Annotated in this window: 9 protein-coding genes and 1 pseudogene; 4 read left to right on the top strand and 6 right to left on the bottom strand. The window is 72.9% G+C overall.

The window, feature by feature from the left end; genetic code table 11:
- The first annotated feature begins 56 nt into the window (after positions 1–56).
- A complete protein-coding gene (locus Dsi01nite_RS39850; protein WP_203851579.1) occupies positions 57–7,436 on the top strand; it encodes a SpvB/TcaC N-terminal domain-containing protein in 7,380 nt (2,459 codons plus the stop codon).
- A 34-nt stretch (positions 7,437–7,470) separates the two neighbouring features.
- Positions 7,471–17,277 (top strand): Tc toxin subunit A-related protein, encoded by a 9,807-nt coding sequence (locus Dsi01nite_RS39855; RefSeq protein ID WP_203851580.1) that lies wholly within the window; start codon positions 7,471–7,473, stop codon positions 17,275–17,277.
- 222 nt (positions 17,278–17,499) lie between these two features.
- On the opposite strand, the gene Dsi01nite_RS39860 is transcribed toward Dsi01nite_RS39855, so the two are convergent.
- From Dsi01nite_RS39860 to Dsi01nite_RS39880, 5 genes are all read right to left on the bottom strand, one after another.
- Positions 17,500–17,742 carry a tetratricopeptide repeat protein gene (locus Dsi01nite_RS39860; protein WP_203851581.1) on the bottom strand — a complete coding sequence of 81 codons (243 nt, stop codon included), beginning with the start codon at positions 17,740–17,742 and terminating at the stop codon, positions 17,500–17,502.
- Positions 17,743–17,768: 26 nt separating this feature from the next.
- A complete protein-coding gene (locus Dsi01nite_RS39865) occupies positions 17,769–18,155 on the bottom strand; it encodes a helix-turn-helix domain-containing protein (protein ID WP_203851582.1) in 387 nt (128 codons plus the stop codon).
- A complete protein-coding gene (locus tag Dsi01nite_RS39870) occupies positions 18,136–18,381 on the bottom strand; it encodes a DUF6879 family protein (RefSeq protein WP_203851583.1) in 246 nt (81 codons plus the stop codon). Before Dsi01nite_RS39870 ends, Dsi01nite_RS39865 begins: the two co-directional genes overlap by 20 nt.
- Before the next feature lie 113 nt (positions 18,382–18,494).
- Positions 18,495–19,085, bottom strand: coding sequence for a flavoprotein (locus Dsi01nite_RS39875; RefSeq protein WP_203851584.1), 591 nt, complete (start codon positions 19,083–19,085; stop codon positions 18,495–18,497).
- Positions 19,082–20,377 (bottom strand): hypothetical protein, encoded by a 1,296-nt coding sequence (locus tag Dsi01nite_RS39880; RefSeq protein ID WP_203851585.1) that lies wholly within the window; start codon positions 20,375–20,377, stop codon positions 19,082–19,084. Before Dsi01nite_RS39880 ends, Dsi01nite_RS39875 begins: the two co-directional genes overlap by 4 nt.
- A gap of 362 nt (positions 20,378–20,739) precedes the next feature.
- Between Dsi01nite_RS39880 and Dsi01nite_RS39885 the strand changes: the two genes are divergently transcribed.
- Positions 20,740–21,225, top strand: coding sequence for a hypothetical protein (locus Dsi01nite_RS39885; RefSeq protein WP_203851586.1), 486 nt, complete (start codon positions 20,740–20,742; stop codon positions 21,223–21,225).
- Positions 21,226–21,608: 383 nt separating this feature from the next.
- Here the strand turns inward: Dsi01nite_RS39885 and Dsi01nite_RS39890 are convergent.
- A pseudogene (locus Dsi01nite_RS39890) lies at positions 21,609–21,842 on the bottom strand (transposase); the annotation flags it as partial.
- Positions 21,843–22,234: 392 nt separating this feature from the next.
- Between Dsi01nite_RS39890 and Dsi01nite_RS39895 the strand changes: the two are divergent.
- A complete protein-coding gene (locus Dsi01nite_RS39895) occupies positions 22,235–23,377 on the top strand; it encodes an NAD(P)-binding domain-containing protein (protein ID WP_203851588.1) in 1,143 nt (380 codons plus the stop codon).
- The last annotated feature ends 220 nt before the right edge of the window (positions 23,378–23,597 follow it).

The raw sequence follows: 23,597 nt of genomic DNA on the forward strand, positions 1-23,597 counted from the left end.
GGCCGGGTCGCTGCACTCGCCGCTGTGCGGTCGGCACGATCGGGATCGGAGCGTCGGTGGTACCTGTCCTCGCGAACACGCTGGAGCTCGACACCGGTGGCGAGCCGCCGGGCGGACTCGATCCGCGGGTGGTCGTCGACGCGTTCACCGGCGGTGCCGGGCTGACCGTACCGCTGCCGACCACGCCGGCCCGCGGGACCGAGCTCGGGCTGGCGCTGACGTACCGGTCGCGGGCCGGCAACGGGGACTACGGGATCGGCTTCGGCGTCGAGCTGCCGGCGGTCACCCGCAGCACGGCCGGCGGCGTGCCGGCGTACGACGACACGGACGCGTTCGTCCTGGCCGGTGTCGGCCCGCTGGTGCACGTCGGCACCACCGGCGACGGCGGCGAGCGGGTCGACACGTTCCGGCCCGCCGCCGACGGCCTGTCCTGCCTCGTCGAGCGCCGCGGCGCCGGTGCCGGGCAGTACTGGCGGGCCGTCGCCGCCGACGGGACCACGAGCGTCTACGGCGGGTCTCCCGCCAGCCGGACCGCCGACCCCGCCGACCCGGGCCGCGTCGCGCAGTGGCTCGTCGACGAGGTCGTCGACCGGCACGGCAACCGGGTGCGCTACACGTACAAGGCGGAGGACAGCGCCGGGATCGCCGAGGCGGTGTACGAGCAGGGGCGGGTCCGGACCGCCCGCCGCTACCCGGAGCGGATCAGCTACGGCAACCACGCCGGCGGCGACGCGTTCGAGGTCGTCTTCGACTACGGCGAGCGGGACCCGGACTCCGCCGATCCGTACACCCCCGTGCGGCCGTGGCAGGAACGGCCCGACCCGTTCTCCACATACACCGCCGGGTTCGAGATCCGCACGTACCGGCGGTGCCGGACGGTGCTGATGTTCCACCGGATCCCGGGCCGGCCCGGCGAGCCGCCGTGCCTGGTGCGCGCGAGCACGCTCGGCTACGACGACGACCCGCACGGCTCGCTGCTCACCACGGTGACCGTGACCGGCCATCGGCGGCTGCCGGACGGCTCCCGCGACACGGCCGCCGCGGCGCCGCTGACCCTGACCTGGTCGCGGTTCGAGCCGCCGGCGGCACCCCGGTTCGCGCCGCTGACGGTGGAGGGGACCGCGGCGCTGCCCGGGCCGTTCGGCCTGTTCGGGCCCGGCGCGCTGCAGCCGGTGGACCTCGACGGCCTCGGCCTGCCCGGCCTGCTGCTGGACGTGCCCGGCGCCGGGCTGTACTTCCCGCCGCGCGGCGACGGGTGTTACGGCGCGCCGCAGCCGCTGCCGGCGCTGCCCGCGAACGACGGCGCGGCGCTGGCCGGCGACCTGGACGGTGACGGCGGGTTGCAGCTGCTCGTGCTCGCCCCGCAGGCCGCCGGGTACTTCAGCCGCACCGCCGGCACGTGGTCGGCGTTCCGGCCGCTGCGCTCCGCGCCGACGACCCTGACGGCGGCCCGCGGTGAGCTGCTGGACCTCGACGGCGACGGCCGGGCCGAGCTGATGTTCGTCGACCGGACCGGGCTGCGGGTGCACGACAGCCTCGGCACGGCCGGGTTCGGGCCGGCCCGGGCCGTGCCCCGCGCGCCGGGCTTCCCCGCCGCCGCCGCGGCCTCGCCGGTGCAGGCCGTGCGTGACGCCGGCGTGTTCGGCGACGGGCTCAGCCACCGGGTCCAGGTCGCCGACGGTGCGGTGCTGGTGTGGCCGAACCTCGGCCACGGCCGGTTCGCGCCGCCGGTCCGCCTCGCCGGCGCGCCCCGCATCCCGGCCGGGGTGAGGGTGTACCTCGCCGACGTCGACGGGTCCGGGACCGCGGACCTCGTGCTCGCCTGGCCGGACCGCCTCGAGGTGCACCGCAACCGCAGCGGCAACGGCTTCGGGCCGCCGGTCACGGTGCCGCTGCCGGCCACCATGGGCGGCACGGACCAGCTGACGTTCGTCGACGTGCTCGGCAGCGGCACCACCGCGATCGTGCTCAGCCGGCTCGCGCCGCAGGTCACGCACCAGTACACCGACCTGTGCGCGGGCCGCCGGCCGGGCCTGCTCGTCGGCGCGGCGAACGGGCTCGGCGCACGGTGCCGGGTGGAGTACGGCAGCAGCACCGCCTTCCTGCTCGCCGACGCCCGCGCCGGGCGGCCCTGGCGGACCCGGATGCCGGCGCCGGTGACGGTCGCCACGGCCCTGACGGTCACCGACGAGACCGCCGGCACGGGCGAGCGCACCGCGTACACGTACCACGACGGCTGGTTCGACCCCGCGCTGCGCCGGTTCGCGGGTTTCGGTCACGTGACGACGTCGGCGATCGCGACCGGTACCGCTGCCGGATCCGAGGACCGGCGGACCCGGATGTGGTTCCACACCGGCGACCCGAGGTCCCCCGAGCCGCCCGGCTCCGCGTGGTGGTCCGGCGACCCGGACCACCCGGACGCCCCACGGACCACTGTGGACGGTGCCGCCGGGGCGTACCGGGCGCTGGCCGGGCGGCCGTTGCGGACCGAGGTGTACGACGCGGCCGCCGACCCGCTGACCGTCGCCGAGCACGGCTACCTGGTGCGGACCGTGGCGGCCGCCGGGGCGTACCTCGTCGAGGAGGACGACCGGCGAGAGTACCGCTACGACGGCGACGCGGCCGACCCGCGGCTCACCCAGACCGTCATGCTCGACGACACGCTCCTCGCCCCTGGGCCGAGCACCGACGCCGTCCGCCGCGACGTGACCCTGCACTACCCGCGCCGCCGGCCCGACCTGCCGGAACAGGCCGCGGTGCGGGCGGTGCTGAGCGTCGGGCGCACCAGCCGGGCGCCGCTGATCGGGCCGCCGGTCGAGGACCGCGGGTACGAGCTGCACGGCCTCACCCCGCCCGCGGGCGGCTGTTTCACCCCGGACGGGCTCCGCCCGCTCGTCGACGCGGCGCTCGCCGCGCAGGTGCCGTACGGCGCGCCGTGGTCCGGGAACGGCCCGCAGACCCGGGTGCTGTCCTGGCGGCGCACCACGTACTGGGACGCCGCGCAGCGTGGCCCGTCGCCGCTGGGCACGGTGCCGCCCGCGGCGTTGCCGCACCATGTCGCCGAGGCGGCGTTCGACGACGGCTGGCGCGCCGGTGTCTACGGCGACCGGGTCACCGACGCCGACCTGACCGCCGCCGGCTACGCGCAGGACGGCGGGTACTGGTGGCGGCCCGGGCCGGTCACCGGCTACGCCGGCGCGGACGGCTTCCACCTGCCGGTGCGGCAGTCCCGCACCGTGCCGTTCCAGCTGACCGAGGTCGGCTACGACCCGGCGAACCTGGTCCGGGTCGCGGCGACCGGCTACGCCGACCCGGAAACGCCGCTGGCGTACCACGGCGTCGTGGACTACCAGGCGGCCCGGCTGTGCCAGGTCACCGACGCCAACGGGGTCGTCCGGCAGGTCCTGCACGACCCGCTCGGTGCCGTCGCCGCCACGTCCGTCCACAAGGGACCGGTCGGCGACGGCGACCTCGCCGGGTACGTCGTGCGGCCCGGCGCGACGTTCGACGCGGTGCTCGCCGACCGCGCCGCATACCTGCAGTCGGCGGCCACGTTCCACTTCTACGACCGCACCGCGGTCCCGCCGTGCACCGTCAGCCTGGTGCGGACCGGCTACGTCAGCGACGGCCCGGCCACGGCATCCGCCGTCGAGGTCGAGGTCGCCTACGCCGACGGCCTCGGCCGGACGGTCCAGCACCGCCGCGACACGGGCACGGGCTGGCTCGTCGGCGCGGCCCGGCACGACGCCGCCGGCCGGCCGGTCGCGCGCTGGCTGCCGTTCGTCGCCGACACCCCGCGCGCGACGCCGCCGCCGGACTGGCCGCCGCCGGAGGTCACCATCTTCGACGCGCTCGGCCGCGAGGTCCGGGTCGACACGCCCAAGGGGTTCCTGCGCCGCACCACGTACACGCCATGGGAGCACCGGATCGCCGACGAGGACGACACGGTGCTGGACTCGGCGTTCTACGCGCGGTTCATGGCCGGTTACCCCGCCGACCCGACACCGGCGCAGCGGGCGGAGAAGGACGCACTGGACCAGGCGGCGAGCTTCGCCGGCACGCCGGAGGTGATCCGGCTCGGCCCGGCCGGCAACCCGGTGCGCCGCGTCGTGGACGCGCTCGGCGACATCCAGCCGGACACGCTGCGGCCCGTGACGGCCACCGTGACCGCCGCCGGCCCCGTCTCCCCCGCCGAGCTGCGCGACGAGCTGCTGCGCGCCGGCTACCTGCGCGACACCGGCGACGGCACCCACCCGACCGGGTTGTTCCAGCCGTACCGGCGGGGGTTCGAGCTGCGGCTCGGGCCGCGGTTCGCGCCGCTCGCCGCGGCCACCACCGCCCTCCTGCGCCGGGCCTGCCTCACCACCGCGGCCGGCTACGACGCCGCCGGGCGGACCGTCCGGGCCGCCGACCCGCGGCTGCACCTGGACCCGGCCGAGCACGACAGCGCCCGCTACGCCTACCCGATGGACAGCCCGGAGCCGGCCCTCGCGGCGACCGCGGACGGCGGCACCCGGCTGACGTTGCGCGACGCGGCCGGCCGGCCCGCCCGGACCTGGGATCCCCGCGGATGGCGGCACGAACACACCCATGACGGCCTGCACCGTCCACTGTCGACGGTCGCCGTCGACCCCGCCGGCGCCGCCGCAACGGTCGAGGTCCGGCAGTACGGCGAGCACCGGCCCGACGCGCGTGCCGCGAACCTCAACGGCGAGGTCTACCTCATCCGCGACGGCAGCGGCACGCTGCGCACCGCCGAGTACACCATCGCCGGGCAGCCGGTGACCTCGGTCCGCCGGTACACCAAGGACTACACCACCGTCCCGGACTGGGCCCACGACGTCGCACTGCAGGAGACCGAGTACCCGACGTCGACGGCCTACGACGCGCTCGGCCGGCCGGTGCGGCGCACCGACCCCGACGGCGCCACACTCACCCTCACCTACGACGCCGCCGGGCACCTGGCGACGCTGACCGGCACGGACCCCGCCGACCCGGCCGCCGCGCCGGTGCCGTACCTGACCGAGGTCCTCTACGACGCGTGGGGGCAGCGGGAGCGCGCGGTACTCGGCAACGGCGCGGTGCGTACCGCCGAGCACGAGGCGACCACCGGCCGGACGCTGCGCCTGCGGACCACCGTCCCGGGCAAGGGGGACGTGCAACACGTCGCGTACACGTACGACCCCGTCGGCAACGTCACAGCGGCCGACGACGGCACCGCCGGGCTCGTGTTCACCGCGCCGCAACCGGCGACGGCCGGCGGCTACACCTACGACGCCGCCTACCGGCTGTCGACGGCGACCGGGCTGCAGCACGCCGGCCTGGCCGCCGACACGTACGCGACCGGCTTCAAGCAGACCCTGTTCGCCCGGCTCGACGACCCCGCCGCCGTACTGGTGCCCTGGACCGAGCGCTACACCCACGACGACGCCGGCAACCTGGTCACCGTCGAGCACCGCACGGACGACGGCGGCTACACCCGCACCGACCCCGTCGAAGCGCTGTCGAACCGGCTCGCCGGCACCGCCTACGACGCGGCCGGCAACCCGCTGGCGATGACGGTCGACGGCCCAGTCGAGCTGACCTGGGACGGCGCCGGACGGCTCGCGCGCACGTCCGCGGCGGCCCGACCCGGCGGCGCCACCGAGCAGACCTGGTACTGCTACGACACCGCGGGCACGCGGACCCGGACCGTCGTGCAGCGGCGCGACGCCCAGGGCACGGTCGTCGTCACCGACCACCGGGCCCCGACGGGCAGCTGGTCGCAGACGGTCGTCAACGGCGTCACCGCCGGCGGCAGGATGTTCTTCGCCGACGGCGACGGCCCGCTGGTCGAGGTCGCCGGCGGCACCGTGCGGTACCCGGTCGCGGACCGGCTCGGCTCCGTCGGCGTCGAGCTCGGCGCGGACGCGGCGGTGCTGAGCTTCGAGGCGTACCTGCCGTTCGGCGGCAGCACCGTCATCGCCGCCGCCGAGCCCGCCGCCGTCGAAGGCAAGACCCGCCGGTTCACCGCTCAGCCGATCGGGGACAGCACCGGTCTGGTCCGTTTCCCGGCCCGGGACCTGCAGACGTGGCTGGGCCGGTGGCTGGAGACCGATCCCAGCGGGCCGGCGGACGGGCTCAACCTGTACGCCTACACCGGCGGCAACCCGTTGACGTTCGTCGACCCCACCGGCCGGTGGGGGGTCGACCCCGACTTCCTTGGGCTGGTGTTCGGGGTCGTCGGCCCGCACGCGATCGACCAGGTCCGCGCCCAGTGGTGGCGGGTCTACGTCACCGCACCGCAGTACGTATGGGAGTCCGTCGCCGGCACCGACGAGCGGCGCGCCGCCCTGCGTGAGCACCGCGCCGAGCTGGGCCTGCAGGCGTGGCGGGGCGCCTACCTCGTGGAGCGGTACGCGATGGGTCGCAGCCTGCTGGTGCCGGCGCCGCCGGGCCTGCTGCTCGGCCTGGCGGAGAGTCGCGCCGTCACGTGGTACGTCAACCGCGGCTTCGACCGGCAGCTCGCCGTGCCCGCGCCGCAGCGGCTCGCGACCGATTTCATCAGCGGACTGCTCGGCCCGCCCGTCGTCGGCGCGGGACTCGCCCGGCTCGCACTGAACGTGAGCGGCGTCAGACCTGCCGCCCGGGGTGTGACCGCCTTCGCGTTCTGGGCCGGGTTCCTCGCGGCGGACCTGATCGGCCGGGTGGCGGACAACGCCCGCGCCGACGCCGCCCGCGAACGCTGGCTGAACACGAGGTCCGAACGCTCCGTCTACAACCCGTGGCGTCAGGTCGAGAACGCCTACTACCTCGCCCGGCGGCTCGCGTACCGCACCGCCGACTACGCGACCGGCCTGCGCCTGCTGCTGCAGCAAGGCGAAGGGCTCAACCCGACGTCGTTCATGATGTCGGCGGCCGGCGCCATCGCCGGCGGGCTCCTCATGAGGTACGCCGTGGATCGGGCGTACCCGCCGCCACAGCCGATCCGCATGCTCGCCCACTACACCCCGCCGCAACGCAGCCTGACGAACTACGTCGCGTCCACGGTCCAGCGCGGCATCCAACGATGGCGTGCACCCGTCCCCGCCACGCTGGCCCTGTTCCGCCCCTCCGCCTACCTGGCCGGTCTGACGTCGTATGTCACGCCGCTGCGCGGGATCGTCAGGTACCTGGCCCCGAACCTGGCGCTGACGGCCTACATCCAGCCGCGCCTGGCGATGCTGGCCTACACCCAGCCGAACCTGGCCCTCGCGATGCTGCGGCAGCAGACCTTCGCCATCACGACGGTGCCGGGCACCCCTCCGGGGACGACGGCGAGCGTGCTGAGCACGGCCCGCAACGCCGCCCGCAACGCCGCCCGGAGCGGCATCACCGGGCTCGTCCTCGGGATCGTCGGGCCCCCGGTCCTCGACCAGGTCCACCAGGCGTACCAGCGCAGCACCAAACACCCCTGAGGCACACCGGATCCGACAAGCCCGGAGGGCACCGATGACCACGACCAACCCGGCCGACCTCGACGGCGGCGGCGACCTCACGGCGTTCCTCGCCGCGCGTCCCGAGCTCGACCTGGCCACCGTCGACCTGGCCGGACCGGACGCGCACGAGCGGCTCGCGCTGCCGGCCGGGTCCGCGTCCGCGGGCCTGCTGGCCAAGCTGCGGGCCCGGCAGCGGATGTGGCGGGTGGCGGGTGACACCGGCGCCGCCGACACGCTCATCGCCGCCGGGTTCGACTCCGCGCACCGGATCGCGGTGCTGCCGGAGCACCGGTTCGTGCGGGAGCACGCCGACCTGTTCGGCGGCGACACCCGGGCCGCGCGGCAGGCGCACCGGCGGGCCACGGCGGTCAAGGCCGCCGTCGGCCACCTGTACGCCAACCTGCACGGCACCATCGGATCGCCGCACTTCGCCGCGCTGCACGGCAACGCCGTCGCGCCGGACCTCACCGGGTACTTCGCGGGCCTGCCCAGCTACCAGGACCTGTTCGGCAGTCTCGACCACGTGCCGTGCCCGCACTGCGGGTCGGTGTTCGGGCCCGCCGCGTACCTCACCGACCTGCTGCGCGTCGCCGACGACTACATCACCGCCGCCAACCCCGGCATCCCGGCCGGGTACCGGCTCCACGAACGCCGACCGGACCTGTTCGACACCCCGCTGACCTGTGCCAACACCAACGATCCGGTGCCGGCGCTGCGGATCGTCAACACCGTGCTGGCCCGCCGGGTCGCCGCCGCGGGCCAGGTCACGTCCGGCACCGCGGCGGGCGGCGGCGCCGACACCATCGTGCTGGCCACCGGCGCCGCACCGCAGGACGGCGCCTACACCGGCATGCTCGTCGACGTCACCGACGGCGCCGGCGCCGGGCAGACCCGCACCGTCACCGCGTACACCGGCGCCAGCCGCACCGCGACCGTCGACGCGGTATGGGCGACGGTGCCCGACACCACCTCGCGGTACTCGATCGCCCCCGACCCGCAGCTGACCGTCGCCCAGGCGCCGTACCCGGCGAACCTGCCGGTCAACCTGCCGCTCGTGGAACTGCGGCACAACCTCACCGTGCTCGACACCGACCTCGCCGACGTCATCGACACGCTCGCCGTCCCGGTCACCGCCGGGCGGGCGGTCGCGGCGACGCCGAGCACGATCACCCTGGACGCCACCGCCGACGGTGAGTACCCGGCCATGCGGCTGCTGCTGACCGGCGGGTCCGGCGCCGGGCAGCGGCGGATGATCACCGGCTACGACCGGGCCTCCCGCGTCGCCACCCTCGACCGGCCGTGGCGGGTCGTGCCGGAGGCCGGCGACGCGTACCGCATCGTCGACCCGTTCGGCGCCGACCGGGAACGCACCGGCCTGTCCGTGGAGCAGTACGACCTGGTCAGCACGCCGGTCACCGACCCGAACCGGCTCGCGCCCTACTTCGGCCTGCCCACGCTCGACCTCGCGGAGCTGGCCAAGGTCACGGTGCTCGCCACCAGGACCGCGCTCACCCCGCAGGGCGTCGAGGACCTGCTGTACCAGGGCATCCGCGACGGCGACCGGAGCGCGCTGTTCATCAACGCCACCGGCGAGGCCCTCCCGCCGATGGCGATCGACGTCGCGTCGGACACGATCACCGGGCTCAGCGTCGACCGGCTCGACCGGATCAACCGCTTCGCGCGGCTGGCCACCGTGCTCGGCTGGGCCTTCGCCGACCTGCAGCAGGCCATGACCTCGGTCGGGGCCACCGCCGTCGACCGGTCGCTGATCGGCGTGCTCGCCGGGATCGTCACGCTGCGCGGCGCCACAGGGCTCGGCGTCGACGAGCTCTGCGCGTGGTGGGGCGACCTGCGCACCGCCGGGACCGGTGACCTGTTCGACCGGGTGTTCAACGCGCCGGCCGTGCTGGCCGGGCGGGACCCGTACACCAGCGTCACCCCGATCCCGTTCGACCCCGCCCGGCCGTTGACGTGGGACCCGGCCGGCGTCGGCGGCGCCGACGCGGTGATCCGGGCCCGGCTGCTGGCGGCGCTCGGCGTCGGCGACGACGACCTGACCCGACTCGCCGCCGCGGTGCGGGCCGCGATCGGCACCACCGGGCCGCTGCAGCTTTCCGTGCCGGCGCTGAGCCGGCTGTACCGGCTGGCCGCGGCCGCCCGCGCGTTCGACCTCACCGTCGAGGAGTACCTGACGCTGCTGCGGGTGCTGGCACACCCGGGCGCCGCCGCGCCAGCGGCCGGGCCGGACCGGCCGACGGTGCAGGAGATGCTCGAGCAGCACGCCCACGCGCGGTGGCTGCGGCGCACCGGGTTCAGCCCGGAGCAGCTGCTGTACGTGGTGCACGGCGAGCGCGGCCCGCAGTTCCAGCCGCCGTACGAGCCGGACGCGCTGGCGCCGCTCCTCGCAAGCCTGGCGACGGCCGCGGAGCCGGCCAGGATCACCCCGGCCGGTCTCGGCGCCGACGGCACGGCACTGTTCGCGGGCCTGCTGGACACCCACGCCGTCAACGACCTCGGTGTCGTGCTGTCCGGTGCCCGGCGCTACCACGGCGCCGCCGCGCTGTTCCCGCTGGACGCCGGTTCCTTCACCGGCGGGCCGATCAGCCCCGCGCAGTCCGCCGAGGCGTTCGCCGAGCTGCGCGCCGTGCGTCCGCCGGTGATCCTCGAGGACGGCACCCTCAGCCGCGGGTTCACCGCCGGCACCGAGCTGAGCTACCTGTTCGAGCCCGACACGACCGGGACCAACCGCCGCAACCAGGTGCGGGCCGTGCTGCAACGGACCCGCCGCCGGATCGACCTGGCCGGCTTCGCCGGGCTGCTGCCGCTGACACCGGAGGCGTTCGCCGGTGGGCGCGTCGACGCCGCCTCGGCCGCACGCGCCTACACGGCCCTGGCCGGGCACCGGCCGCCGATCCTGCTGCCGGACCCGGCGGCCGGCCAGCAACGGCTGATCACCAGCTACGCCGGCAGCACCCGGACCGTGACGCTGCGGCAGCCGTGGACGGTCGTGCCCGGCCGCGGCGCCCGCTATGACATCGTGGAGACCGTCACCACCGGCGCCGTCCAGGGCGCCGACCTGCGATCGGTACGGCTGGACGCGGACGCCGCGCAGGTCGACGGCGCCTACACCGGGATGCGGGTGCGGATCACCGCCGGACCCGGCGCGGGCGAGACCGGCGTCGTGCTCGACTACGACGGCGCGACCCGCACCGCGACGATCGCCGGCGCGTGGGTGATGCTGCCGGGCACCGGTTCCGCCTACGAGGTGCTGTCCGTCGCCGGCGGCGGCCGGCTGCGCGGCGCCGGCCCGGACACCGCCGAGCTGGCCGCCGACGCACCCGCCACCAACGACGTGTACCGGTCGATGGCGCTGGTGCTCACGCCCAGCGCGACCCTCGACGCCGGATACGAGCCCGACACCGACCTCGGGTTCCTCTTCGACAGCCGCGGCGCCGGGCAGGCGCGTCCCGTCACCGGCTACGACGGCGCGACCCGCACCGTCACCGTCGCGCCCGACTGGGCCGAGCGACCGGCGGCCGGCACCCACTACGAATTGACCCGCCTCGTCCACCAGGGCACCGCCGCCGGCGGCAGCCCGAACACCATCGTCCTCGGCGGCGACGCGCCCGCGGTCGCGGCCGGGACGATGGTCGTGCTGCTGTCCGGGCCCGGCGCCGGACAGCGCGCCACCGTCACCGCCTACGACGCGGCCGGTCACGCCGCCACCGTCACGCCGCCGTGGACAACGGTGCCGGACGAGCAGAGCACCTACGAGGTCGTCGCGATCCTCACCGCCGGCGCCGCGCGCGGCGCCACGGCCGGCACGCTGCTGCTGGACCCGGCCGCCGACCCGGCCGACACCGCCTACGACAACTGCACGCTGGCACTGGTCCCCGACCCGGTGGCGCCGCTGCGCCGCGCCGAGGTCACCCGCGTGCTCAACGCCACCCTCACCGGCGTCGTCGACGTCGCCGGTGCCGTCTCCGACGCCGACGCCCTGCAGCAGGGGTACGCCGCCGCCGGCCTCGCCGACCTGCTCGGCACCACCAGCGACCGGATCGCCGCGCTCGCCCCGGCCGCCGGCGCCGACCTCGGCGAGGAGCTCGCAGCGCTGCTCACCCCGATCCGCGACGGCCAGGTCCCCGACCCGGTGCCCGGGCTCGTCGCGCGGCTCGCCCGCGCCCTCGTGCTCTTCGACACGCTCGGCATCGCAGGACCCGACCTCGATGCGGTCGCCCGGCTGCCGAGGGCGTTCAACCTGCCGGCTGCGCGCGGGTCCGGGGTCGGCTTCGACGCCGTGGTGTCGCTGTCGGCGTTCGCCGACCTGCTCAGCAGCCTCCAGGACACCGACGGCGCGCTGGCCGGCTACCTCGGCCGGCCCGACGACCCGGCCTGGACCCCCGGCACCGCGCCGGGACCGAAGACTGCGGCGCTCGCCGCGCTCACCGGCTGGCCGGCGGCGCAGGTCGCCGCCCTCATCGCGCGGCTGTGGCCGGCCGGCACGCCCGCCGGTGACCTCGGCCCGGGCACCGTCGACGGCGTCGCCCGGCTCGCCCGCTGCTTCGACCTCGCCGCGCCGGCCGGGCTCGGCATGCCCGCCCTGGAGCGGTTCGCGGCCCTGGCGGTGCTGCCGGTCGGCGGCGCCGGGTGGGCCGCGTACACCGAAGCGGCACGGCTCGCCGTCGATGCGGTCGGCGCGCGGTTCGCCCAGACCGGGCCCGCGGAGGCCGCCCGGGCCGCCGACCGGCTCGACGCCGCGCGCCGCGACGCGCTGCTGGGCTACACCGTGTGGGTGCTGGGCCGGCAGCACGAGGAGATCGACGGCCCGTCGGCGCTGTACCAGTACCTGCTGCTGGACGTCGAACAGTCCGCCGCGCTGCGCACGTCCTACGTCGCGCAGGCGATCGCCGCGGTGCAGCTGTACCTGCAGCGCTGCCGGCTGATGCTGGAGCGTGAGGTCACCGACCTGTCGGGGATCCCCGACGCGTGGTGGGAGTGGCTGCCGGCGTACCGGGTGTGGGAGGCGAACCGGCGGGTCTTCCTGTACCCGGAGAACTACCTGGAGCCGGCGCTGCGCCGGGACGCCACACCGCCGTTCGAGGCCCTCGCCGGCGCGCTGCTGGAGAACGACGTCACCGACAGCACCGCCGAGGCCGCGTTCCGCGCCTACTTCGACGGCTTCTCCGTCGTCGGTGCGCTCGTGCCCGTCGACGCCTGCGCCAGCCGGCCGCCCCGCCCCGGCACCAGCACCCTGTACGCGCGGGGCCGGCTGAACGCCTCCGGCACCGGCGTCGTCTGGCTCGACGAGCACGCCTCGGACCTGCGCAACGCATACGTGGGCATGGAACTGACGGTCAACCCCGGCGCCGCCGGCGAACAGCGGCGGCGGATCACCGCCTACCAGCCCGGTAAGCGTGAGACGACGGTGGCGCCGCCGTTCGCGCCCGAGGCGAAGGTCGGCGACCCGTACGAGGTGACCGGGCCGAAGGTCGACGAGCTGCTGTTCCTCGTCGGGCGCACCAGCGCCGACCCGTACACCTTCTACACCCGCCGCCACGACGCCCGCACCGGCTGGCAGCCGTGGCAGCAGGTCGATGTGAACATCCCCGTGCCGTTGGTGACGCCGGTGTACGCATTCGACCGGCTCATGCTCTTCTGGGTCGAGCAGTCCACGGTCGGCAGCTCGCAGATCCGCTCGAGCAAGGACGGCGGCACCGCGTCCGAGGCGATCACCGTCACCAAGGCCTCGGTGCGCTTCACCTTCCGCCGCCCCGACGGCACCTGGAGCCCCCCGCAGAGCGCCGGACCCGACGTCGTCACCGACTTCGAGCACGAGCACCAGCTCGACGCGTACGTGGCGGCCGCGCTGCCCGGGCTCGCGCCGATGTTCGACCCGTCGCTACCGCGCTGGCGCAAGGTGTACCCGCTGCACGTGCCGGCGGGCAAGGTGACCTCACCCGACCGGTACCCCAACGGCGAACAGGTCCTGCTGACCCTCGGACCGGCGCTGCAGACCTACTTCAACAACCCGCTCCCGGTGCCGAAGGCGCCGCCGGCGTCCGCTCCGGCGGACCAGCGCGACTTCGAGACCGCCGCGCGGACGCTGGTCCTGCGCAACAACGAGTTCGCCGCGGCGAACATCGGCACCACCTCCCTGCACCTGCCGTTCGTGCCGTGGCACGGCATCTTCGGCGGGCTGACCCGCGACCCGCTCACCGCCACCCTCGTCGACTACCCGGCCGGCGCCTCGAGCGCCTCGGGGTGGCCGGCGGACCACCTTCCGGTGCTGCGCCGCGCCACCGGCCGGTTGGGCCTGCGCGGGTCCACCACGTGGAACACGATCCTGGACAACTACTGGACCGACGAGCTGCCGGGCGCGGTCGACGACGACGTCGTCCTGCTCGGCAACGCCAACCCGGCCGCCGGCACGGTGATCACCGTGAAGAACCGGCCCGGCAGCTTCCTGTTCGACAACGGCGACGAGTCGTTCCTGGCCACGTCGACCGACCCCGGTATCCGGCTCATCGACGAGATCGTCACCGCCGAGGCCGTCCGCAAGGACTTCCCGGGCGGGCAGCTGTACCTTGCCACCGCGCCGTACACCACCACCAGGACGCCACCGACGACCTACGCCTTCACCCGGCTGACCAGCGTCGCCGCCCGCGCCCTCGGCGACGTGCTCGCCTTCGGCGGGATCCCGGCCCTGCTGAGCCGCGACAGCCAGCGCACCGACGAGCTGCCGTTCGCCCGGCTCGCACCGACCGACCAGGCGTTGCCGCCGGCGTCGGACACCCTCGACTTCACCGGCGCCTACGGCTCCTACCTGTGGGAGGTGTTCTTCCACGCGCCGTTCCTCGTCGCCCGCACCCTCACCGCGAACCGGCGGTTCCGCGAGGCGCGGACCTGGCTGGAGTACATCTACCGGCCGACGCAGCAGCCGGCGCCCGGCGACGAGGGCCGGCAGCGTTTCTGGCGGTTCCTGCCGCTGCGCGGGATGGATCTGCCGACCCTGACCCAGACCCTCGCCGACCCGGCCCAGATCGCCGCCTACGACGACCGCCCGTTCGACCCGCACGCCATCGCCCGGCTGCGGATCTCCGCGTACGCCAAGTCCGTCGTCATGCGCTACGTCGACAACCTGCTGGAATGGGCCGACGACCTGTTCACCCGCGACACCCGCGAGAGCGTCGACGAGGCCACGAACCTGTACGTCCTCGCCGGTGACCTCCTCGGCCCCCGGCCACGCGTCGTCGGCGAATACCACCCGCCGAAACCCGCGACGTACGCGGACATCCGCCGCGCCTACGACGACCGAACGGTCCGCACCGGCGCCATCGTGTCGGCGACCGCCACCACCGTCGTGCTCGACCCGGCGGCGTCCACCGACGACGACGCGTACACCGGCATGTACCTGGCCTTCACCTCCGGCCGGGCCGACGGTCACGCCGGTTACATCACCGCGTACGACGGCAAGACCCAGACCGCGACCCTCGAGGCGCCGTGGGCGCCGCTGCCCGACGCCCGCTCCGCCTACCGGATCTACGCCAACGGCATCCCGCAGTTCCTGATCCGGTTGGAGAACAGCGCGCCGGTGCTGGCCGCGGGCTTCGGCCTGACCGCGACGCCGTTCAACGACATCGGCACCTACTTCGGCGTGCCGGAGAACGACCAGCTGGTCGCCTACTGGGACAAGGTCGCCGACCGGCTGTTCAAGATCCGGCACGGCATGAACATCCAGGGCGTCGAGCGGACCCTGCCGCTGTTCGCCGACCCCGTCGACGTCACCGCGCTAGTGCGCGGCGCGGCGGCCGGCGGACCCGCCCCGGGCGTCGCCGGCGGGGTCGAGCCCGCCGTGCCGGCCTACCGCTTCGAGGTCGTCGCCGCCCGCGCCGCCGACCTCGCCGCCCAGGTCGCCCAGCTCGGCGCGCAGCTGCTGAGCTGTCTGGAGAAGCGCGACGCCGACGCGCTCGCCATGCTGCGCGTCACCCAGGAACGCACCCTGCTGGGCCTGCTCACCTCCGTCAAGGAGCAGGCCGTGGAGCAGTGCCGGCGCACCGGCGAGGCGCTCGCGGCCGGGCTCGCCGGTGCCGAGTCGCGGCGGGCGTACTACACCGGGCTCGTCGACGGCGGGCTGTCCCCGACCGAGATCGCCAGCCTCGCCAGCACCGGCCTCGGCGGGCTGCTCACCGCGACCAGCGCCGTGTACCGGGCCGTCGCGGCACTGGCGTACGCCATCCCGCAGGGCGGCTCGCCGTTCGCGCTCACCTACGGCGGCCAGCAGCTGGGCAACGTCGCCTCGGCAGGGGCCGGCGCGCTGGACACCGCCGCCGGCGTGGCCGGCATCAGCGCGGCGATGTCGCTGACGATGGCCCAGTACGCGCGGCGCGAGGCGGACTGGCAGCTGCAGGCGGACCTGGCCGGCTACGACGTCGCCCAGATCACCGCGCAGGTCGGCGCGAACGAGCACCAGCTGGCCATGGCCGAACGGGACCTCGCCGCGCACCTGGCGGCGATCGCCCAGAGCGAGCGCGTCGAGGAGTTCCTGACCGGCCGGTTCGCCGGCGAGCGGCTGTACCGCTGGATGGCCGGACGCCTGTCGGCGCTGCATTTCCAGACCTACTCGGTGGCGTTGGACCTGGCCCGGTCCGCGCAGCGGGCGTTGCAGTACGAGCTGGGCACCGACACCACGTTCGTCAACTTCGGCTACTGGGACGGCGGCCGGCGGGGGCTGCTCGCCGGTGAAGGGCTGCGGCTGGCGCTCAACCAGATGGAGAAGGCGTACCTGGACGGCAACGTCAGGCCGCTGCAGTGCACGAAGACGGTTTCCCTCGCCCAGCTCGACCCGATCGCCCTGCGCGACCTGCTCGAGACCGGTGAGTGCGTGTTCCACCTGTCGGAGAAGCTGTTCGACGACGACTACCCCGGCCACTACGCGCGGCGGATCAGTTCGCTCGCCGTCACCATCCCGGCGGTGACCGGCCCGTACCAGAACCTCCACGCCACCCTCACCCAGCTGGCCAACCAGGTCGTGCTGCGGCCGGACCCGAACGCCGTGGACTTCCTGCTCGGCGGCACCACCGCGACCCTCCCGCCGGCCGGGGTGCTGCGCACCGACTGGCGGGTCAACCAGCAGATCGCCCTGTCGCACGGCCTCGGCGACACCGGCGTGCTGGACACCGCGGGTGACGGGCGGCTGCTGCCGTTCGAGGGCACCGGCGCCGTGTCGACGTGGCGGCTGCGGATGCCGCCGCAGAGCAACCACTTCGACTTCGACACGGTCTCCGACGTCATCGTCACGCTGCAGTACCAGGCCCGCGACGGCGGCGCCCGGTTCCGCGACCAGGTGCTGCGGCTGCCCGGGATGGCCGTGTACACCGGCAGCGTCCGGCTGCCGCTGGCGCAGGTGTACTCCTCGCAGTGGTACGAGTTCCTGCACGTGCCGCCCGCCGACCCGCGTCGTCAGGTGCTGCGGTTCGCCCTCGCCGACCTGGTGCCGCCGCACGTGGACAGGGCGGAGCTGGTGGCCTGGTCGCTGCAGCTGCGGACCGCGGCCGGCACCGCGGTCGCCGGGCGCCGCCCGTACCTGGACCTGACCCTCGGCACCTGGGAGTCCACCCGGTTCGGGGTGGACGCCGCCGGCAACCACACCGCGGCCGTCCCGGCGAAACCCCGGATCACCACCGTCGAGGGGGCCGCGGCGCTCGCCTTCACCCTCGCCGACACGCCGGCGGACCTGCGGCGCGACGGCCGCCTCGACCCGGACGTGCTCGGCGGTGCCGTGCTGGTGCTCACCTACCAGGGGCGCGTCGACTGGCGGTGACCCGCTTCAGGCGGCCACGGTCCCGCCGGCGCGGACCGTGTCGGCGTCCTGGGTGCGGCCCATCCGCTCGTACGTCGTGGCGAGGCTCGTCCTGCACCGCACGGTGTCCGGATGGGTCTCGCCGGCGACGCGCTCGATCCCTTACAGGGTGTCGGTCAGCAGCCGCGTCGACTGCGCGTGCCAGTCGGTCAAGCGGTAGCTGACGCCGAGGTTGTGCCCGGTCTACAGCGTGTCCGGATGGTCCGGGCCGAGCCGGCGCAGGCGGCTGCGCAGGTCCGCCTCGTGCAGCTCGACCGCCGCCTCGTGGCCGTGCACCTCGGCGGTGCTGACGGCGAGGTCGTTGCGGATCATGAGCACCACCGGATGCGCGGGGCCGACGGCGCGCTCCGCGACGGACAAGGCGGCCGGGATCAGCATCCCCCGCGTGACCACCGACCAGGTCCGCGTCGGCGCGCCCGTGCCCAACGCGAGCCTGCTCCGCGCCGGCGATCTTACTGGAACAGGCCAGGGATCATGCTGGGCTCGTAGATCCGAACGAGCGACGTCCGCTCGTACAGCGGGATCGCCACCTGCATGAGGTGCTTCATCCCGCTGCGGGTGTACCGGCGCCATTCCACGCACATGGACTCGATCGCCCTAGCCGAGGCGAGAAGGTCGTCTGTCTGGTCGGCGGCGTCGCACGCTCGGCACCAGGCGCGGATGTTGGCCTCGGTGGGAGCCTGGCTGCCGTGCTCGATGCGGCTGACCTTGCTGTAGTGACAGTCGATGAGCGCAGCGAGCGCCCGGCCCGTGAAGCCGGCCTCACGGCGGAGTTCACGGAGCCGGGCGCCGAGCGCCTCACGCGCCTGCTGTGCAGGACTATTCGGCGAGGTAGTCACGGTCGGGAATGGACAGTTGCCAGACTGCCTCGAACGCGGACCGGCAAAGACGGATGGCATCGGGGTCGGTCGTCGCAAGCCGGTCGACCACCAGGCCATTGCCCGCGAACACCAGGAACATCACCAGCTCGTCGTCAAACAGCCAGAAGTCGTTGCCGGGTAACGGGATCGTCGAGACCCTCCGCCGTGGCACCCATCGGGTGTCCTCACCTGCCTCGACGAACAACGGTGTCAGCTCCCGGATCCAACGCCGACTTCACAGATGACGGTTGGAACGCTCGCACCGCCTGAGCCGACGCCGTCTCAGCGCTGACAGCCGTGTTGACGACCGTCGCGCCGCTACTCAGGACCGGAGGGTGGACGCTCAGCGACGGCGCTGCCCTCAGCCGATGGCAGTGCCTCCAGTGCTGCCCGCCACGGATACGCAGCCAGCTGGTGATCTCCGCTTCCAGGCTCGTGAGGCATCCACTGCCCCGGCCCCAACAACACCTGGACGCCTTCAGCGCGGAGGGATTCGACAGCTTGCGTGAACGGCCGTCGAGCAGCGAGGGCTGAGTTGACGAACGGCAGGACCACGACCGGCGTGCGTCGCCCTATCGCCTCGGCGACGACGTTGAGCGCGTACGTGTCGTTGACCCCGAACGCGAGCTTGTTGATCGAGTTGTAGGTCGCAGGTGCCACGATCACCGCGTCGGCCGGCTTCGACCGTGCACCGCCGGTAGCCGCAGCCCGGAACTCACTTCGTGCCTCGACCCCGTACTGGTCGGCGAGTGTCTCCGTATCGAGGAACCCTACGGCTGCAGGTGTGGCGACAACGCGCACCGCCCAGCCATCTACTTGGGCCATGCCAATCAGTGTGCCGACATGCGGTGCGGGGCCAGCGCCGCAGACGACGACGCACAGGAGCCGCCCCGTATCCGGCTTCCTCATACCGGGGCACCCACCGACATTGCGTACTCGTGGACTCGCCGTTGCAGCGGAGCGGGGCATCGCCGGCCGAGATCGCTGATGAGCTGGCGAATCGGCCGTCGGGAGCGAACCTCTTCCGGCGCGTGCCCTTCGGCGGCGCGGATCGCTTCGAGGGCGCGCTCGTACCTGCCCCACTGTGTCAGGGCCCGGGCCGTGTCCAGCAGGAGCACCGCTCGGCGCTCCGGTACCGCCATCTGTTGCAGGTCAACGGTTTGCGCGAGACTCACGGCTGTTCCGGCGTCACCCAGCTCTACCGCGGCCGCTACCCGATGCGCAAGCACGTTCGTTGCGCTGAAAGCCGTCCACCGGGCATTGCCGTCGATGCCGACGTGCCTCGCCGCAGTTGCGGCTTCATTGAGCAGTGCACCCGCGCGTTCGCGCTGCTCCGCACGAGCGGCGGCGATCGCGCCGCGGAGCAGCAGCGCTCCGTACACGGAAAGCTCCTGCTGCGACCGCATGCCGACGTCGTCCGCCAGCCGCGCAGCTGCCGTGGCGGCGACCTCGGCTGCCTGCGCAGGATGGCCCGCGGCCAGGAGACCGTGCACGACGGCGCGGACGCTGCTGGCGACGGCTAGCGGCTCGCCGCTGGCTCGCGCGGCGGCGATGCTGCGTTCCGCGGCGACAGCCGCCAAGGACGGTTCGTCGGACTTCAGCAGCAGGCCGCTCGCCACCTGATATGCCTCTGCAGTGAGCACCGCCAGCAGGGCGTCGCCAGAGATCGTCTGCGCCACGGCTGAAAGGGCCGTCAACGCCGAGGGCAGGTCCCGCAGCGCTTGTCCATAGCAACCGTGTTGATACGCGCGGCGAACCTTCGCGACCACAGCCGCAGTCTGATCAAGATCGAAGGTGGTAGCGGACTCGCCGCCAGGTGCTGCACCGAATGGAGATGCGACGGCAGCAACCAGGCTGCCGAGGATGACGCGTCGGCGCACGTCGGTCTCCTCCGCGTTCCCGATGTCGGCGAGTGACTCCTTCCCACGGTAGAGACGGTCTGCGCCGGCGGCCAGCCGCGGCACGTCGGGCGGTGGAAGGAGCACGTCCTCGCCCTCCGTCGGCACGAACCACAGCAGGTCCTTGGGAATGCGGAGCAACCGCGCCCAGAAGGCGAGCCGATCGAGTTGCTGATCCGCGGCTTGGCGTTCCAGGCGGCTGATCTGGGCCTGGGTCAGGCTGGCCCATCTCGCTACGACGGTTTGAGGAATCGGGGTGCCGTGGTGCGGATGGTGACGGTAGGCACCGATGAGCCGGCCCATGTGCCGGTCGCGTATTGCCTCAACAATCGGAGGGTGATCCCAAAACGATCGGGGCACCGCAGGAGGATGCCGGCGGTCGACGGTCGTCATCGGAATGCACGCGCTGCAGCGCGGACCGGGATTGTCGCGCGCCAAGCGGGAATGACAACGGACGCAACGACGATCGTTCGTGGAGGACACGCCATATCACCTCCGCCTGCACGATTTGGACTGCGGCGCGACCGGTATACGCATCACGCATATAGACCATACCCGTATCGCATCATCAAAATGTTCCTAGGTGCCCAACCCTGGTGGTGCGGATACACCATCGCTACCGGCTGGCACGAAAGCTGCCGGAACCACCGACGACGGGAACAGTCATGAGCGCGGGATTCACAACAGCCACCAGGCAACACGATCTTGAGTTTGCGTTCCTGTGCTTGGAAGCGGCAGTCGATCTGGTGCCGCTCATCTCGACCGTTATCGAGGACCACGACGGCAGGGTGGTCGTCACCCGCGACGTTGTCGATTGCTGGCTCGCACTCCCCATCGCCATGCGTGCCGCGTACGACATCAAGCGGCTGCCGACTGCGCCGAGCTTCACCGGACGTCCGCCGGTCCCCGCGTTGAGCCGCTTCGTGGGTGACTACGTCGACGTGATTGACGAGTCATGGATTCCGGATAGCGTCGATCCGCATGCCGTCGACTTCGACACCGGCGAGCGCCTGCACCGGCACGCGTGGCGTCGTCATGAACGTCAAATTCGCGAGCGTCTTGCTGCGCACCGCGGCCCGGACGAGCAGTTCATACGCAAACTGGCGCGTCCCGTCGACTTCACCGGCGATGGCTGGCCCTCCAAGACCTGAGCAGGTCCGAACGAGGCGGGCGCTGATCGTGGTGGGGCATGTGGTGCCATGAGGTGATGGTGGCCGGTTGCCTCGCATTGAGCTACGGCAGCTGGGCCTCACATCGAGGGTCAGCTAGCTGCAGCAACCAGTCCGGAAAGTAGGAGCCCTGCCGCAGCTTCGGGATGGCGAGCTCGACGGTGAGGCTGTTGCGTTTTGGATGGTCGATGGAGCCGGACCGGTCAGGGCAGTGTTGGATATCGGTCGTGGCGAACGGGAATGGCAGACAAGCTCGACCCGCAACGCAAGCCGGCACGCTGCCTGAGCGCCAGCGCCGCAGTCCGCACCCCGACCAAATACACCAGCCGCCGGCACTACCCGCGTCACCTCTCGCCGGCCCAAAACGCAACAGCCTCCGTGCCGGCGCGGGTGTCCCAGTCCCGGTGCCGGTAGCCGTTGCACTGGTTGGTCCGCTCGTCGCTGCGCTCACCATACGGCGCGCCGCAGGCCGCGTCGGCTTCGGCGGACATGAGCGCCTCGGCGAAGGTCTTCACCATCGAACGCAGCAGATCGGGTGACGCCGAGCCGAGTTCCTCACGCAGGAACCGGCCAACGTCCACACTCTTGGGTGCGGTCATCGCTTGATCTCTCCTTCGGTACTTTCGCCAGTTCGAAGGATCAAGCGGTGACCGTCTCCATCTCCTCAACCACCTCAGAGGTGGGCGATTCGTACACCACTCCCGTGGACGTGACCCGCCGGGCGCCTGGGTTCACTTGGCCGGCACACAGATCTCTGCCCGCCGGCAAGCGCGAGCGATGCCGCCCGCCGGCACCGGCTGGCTGAACGCTTTTCTGGACTGGTCGCCCGTGCTGGTCACCCATCTGCGTCCGACGCGTAGGAAGGGGGAGGTTGCGCGAGACCACCGAAGCCGAGGAACCGCAAGAGTACGTCTGCGTCGCCGAGGCTCGAGCCGCGGCGTGATGGCGGGGCTCGGGGTAGCGTAGAAGTATCCGATCTTTCGGAGGGAATATGCCGAAGCGGACAGAACTCTTGGTGATCGGTGCGGGACCGTACGCGTACTCGGCCGCTGCCTTTGCTCGTGACAACGGAATCGACACTCACATCGTCGGCCATTCGATGGCCTTCTGGCGTGAGCAGATGCCGGCTGACATGTTCTTGCGCTCGGGTCCTGACTGGCACCTCGACGCAGGCGGCAACTACACCTTCAAGGCCTTCTTCGAGGACCGAGGGATGCGACCCGAGGACTTCGACCCGATTCCGATCGCTATCTTCATCGACTACGCGGAGTGGTTCCGTCAGCGCACGTCGCTCGAAGTCGACGAACGGATGGTCACCGACCTAACCAAACCGAGCGGGATCTTTCTCGCAAACCTGGACGACGGCTCGACGATCACAGCGGAAAAGGTTATTGCCGCCCCGGGCATGTGCTACTTCGCCAACCTCCCGCACTGGCACGAGGACGTACCGCCGACACTCCGATCACATACCAGCGAGCTTGTCACCTTCGAGGATCTCGCCGCCGCCCGTGTCGCCATTGTCGGAGGGCGGCAGAGCGCCTACGAGTGGGCAGCGCTGCTGTGCGACCGGCGCGCCGAGCAGGTGCACGTGGTGCATCGCCATCCCATTCCGGAGTTCGCCAAGGTCAGCTGGTCCTTCATGGACCCATACATCGATCAAACGCTGGCACAGCGGGGATGGTGGCGCCGACGCTCTGCGGAGGAACAACAGAGGATCGCCGGCGAATTCTGGCGAGCTGGCCGCTTCACCCTCGAGCCCTGGCTCCTCCCACGCCTCGCCACGGAGGTTGTCACCAGCCATCCCCATTGCGCGGTCATCGACGTGACGCCCGGTGATCAAGATGTGCGGCTTCAGCTCTCCGATCAGACAACGCTGATCGCGGACCATGTGATCTTCGCATGCGGCTACAAGGCAGACCTATCTCGCATCCCCTACCTGCACAGCGTCTCGCACCAAGTGAGGACGACAGATGGTTTCCCCGACCTGACCGAGGGCTTCGAAACATCGCTGGCGGGTCTCTACGTGATCGGCTTCGCCTCCACCCGCGACTTCGGCCCCTTCTACGGTTTTACTAAGGGCTGCCCGTCATCCGCGCGCATCGCAGTCGACGAACTGATGCGCTGCGCCGCTTGATCGATCAGGGCCAAGATGAGTGCTGCGTCGAGCGGACAGACCCCATGCCGCCGATCGGGCACTGCGGCTCGCCATCGATCGTCACGCTTCGTAAACCGCTCAGGCCCGCCCTGACCCACGGTCCGCTGCACGCTCGTGCTTGATATGCAGGTAATCCTGGTTCACCTTCAGTGTGTTGACGCTGGTAGGTCGGGCAGAGGGGTTATGGCGTGCTGGCCGG

The sequence above is a fragment of the Dactylosporangium siamense genome (assembly GCF_016862795.1).
GTDB classification, from domain to species: Bacteria; Actinomycetota; Actinomycetes; order Mycobacteriales; family Micromonosporaceae; genus Dactylosporangium; species Dactylosporangium siamense.

Bases quoted from the DNA above. Each gene is read 5' to 3' on its own strand.
- Dsi01nite_RS39855 (WP_203851580.1), top strand. From the start codon at position 7,471: ATGACCACGACCAACCCGGCCGACCTCGACGGCGGCGGCGACCTCACG.
- Dsi01nite_RS39875 (WP_203851584.1), bottom strand. From the start codon at position 19,085: ATGAGGAAGCCGGATACGGGGCGGCTCCTGTGCGTCGTCGTCTGCGGC.
- Dsi01nite_RS39880 (WP_203851585.1), bottom strand. From the start codon at position 20,377: ATGGGCCGGCTCATCGGTGCCTACCGTCACCATCCGCACCACGGCACC.
- Dsi01nite_RS39885 (WP_203851586.1), top strand. From the start codon at position 20,740: ATGAGCGCGGGATTCACAACAGCCACCAGGCAACACGATCTTGAGTTT.
- Dsi01nite_RS39895 (WP_203851588.1), top strand. From the start codon at position 22,235: ATGCCGAAGCGGACAGAACTCTTGGTGATCGGTGCGGGACCGTACGCG.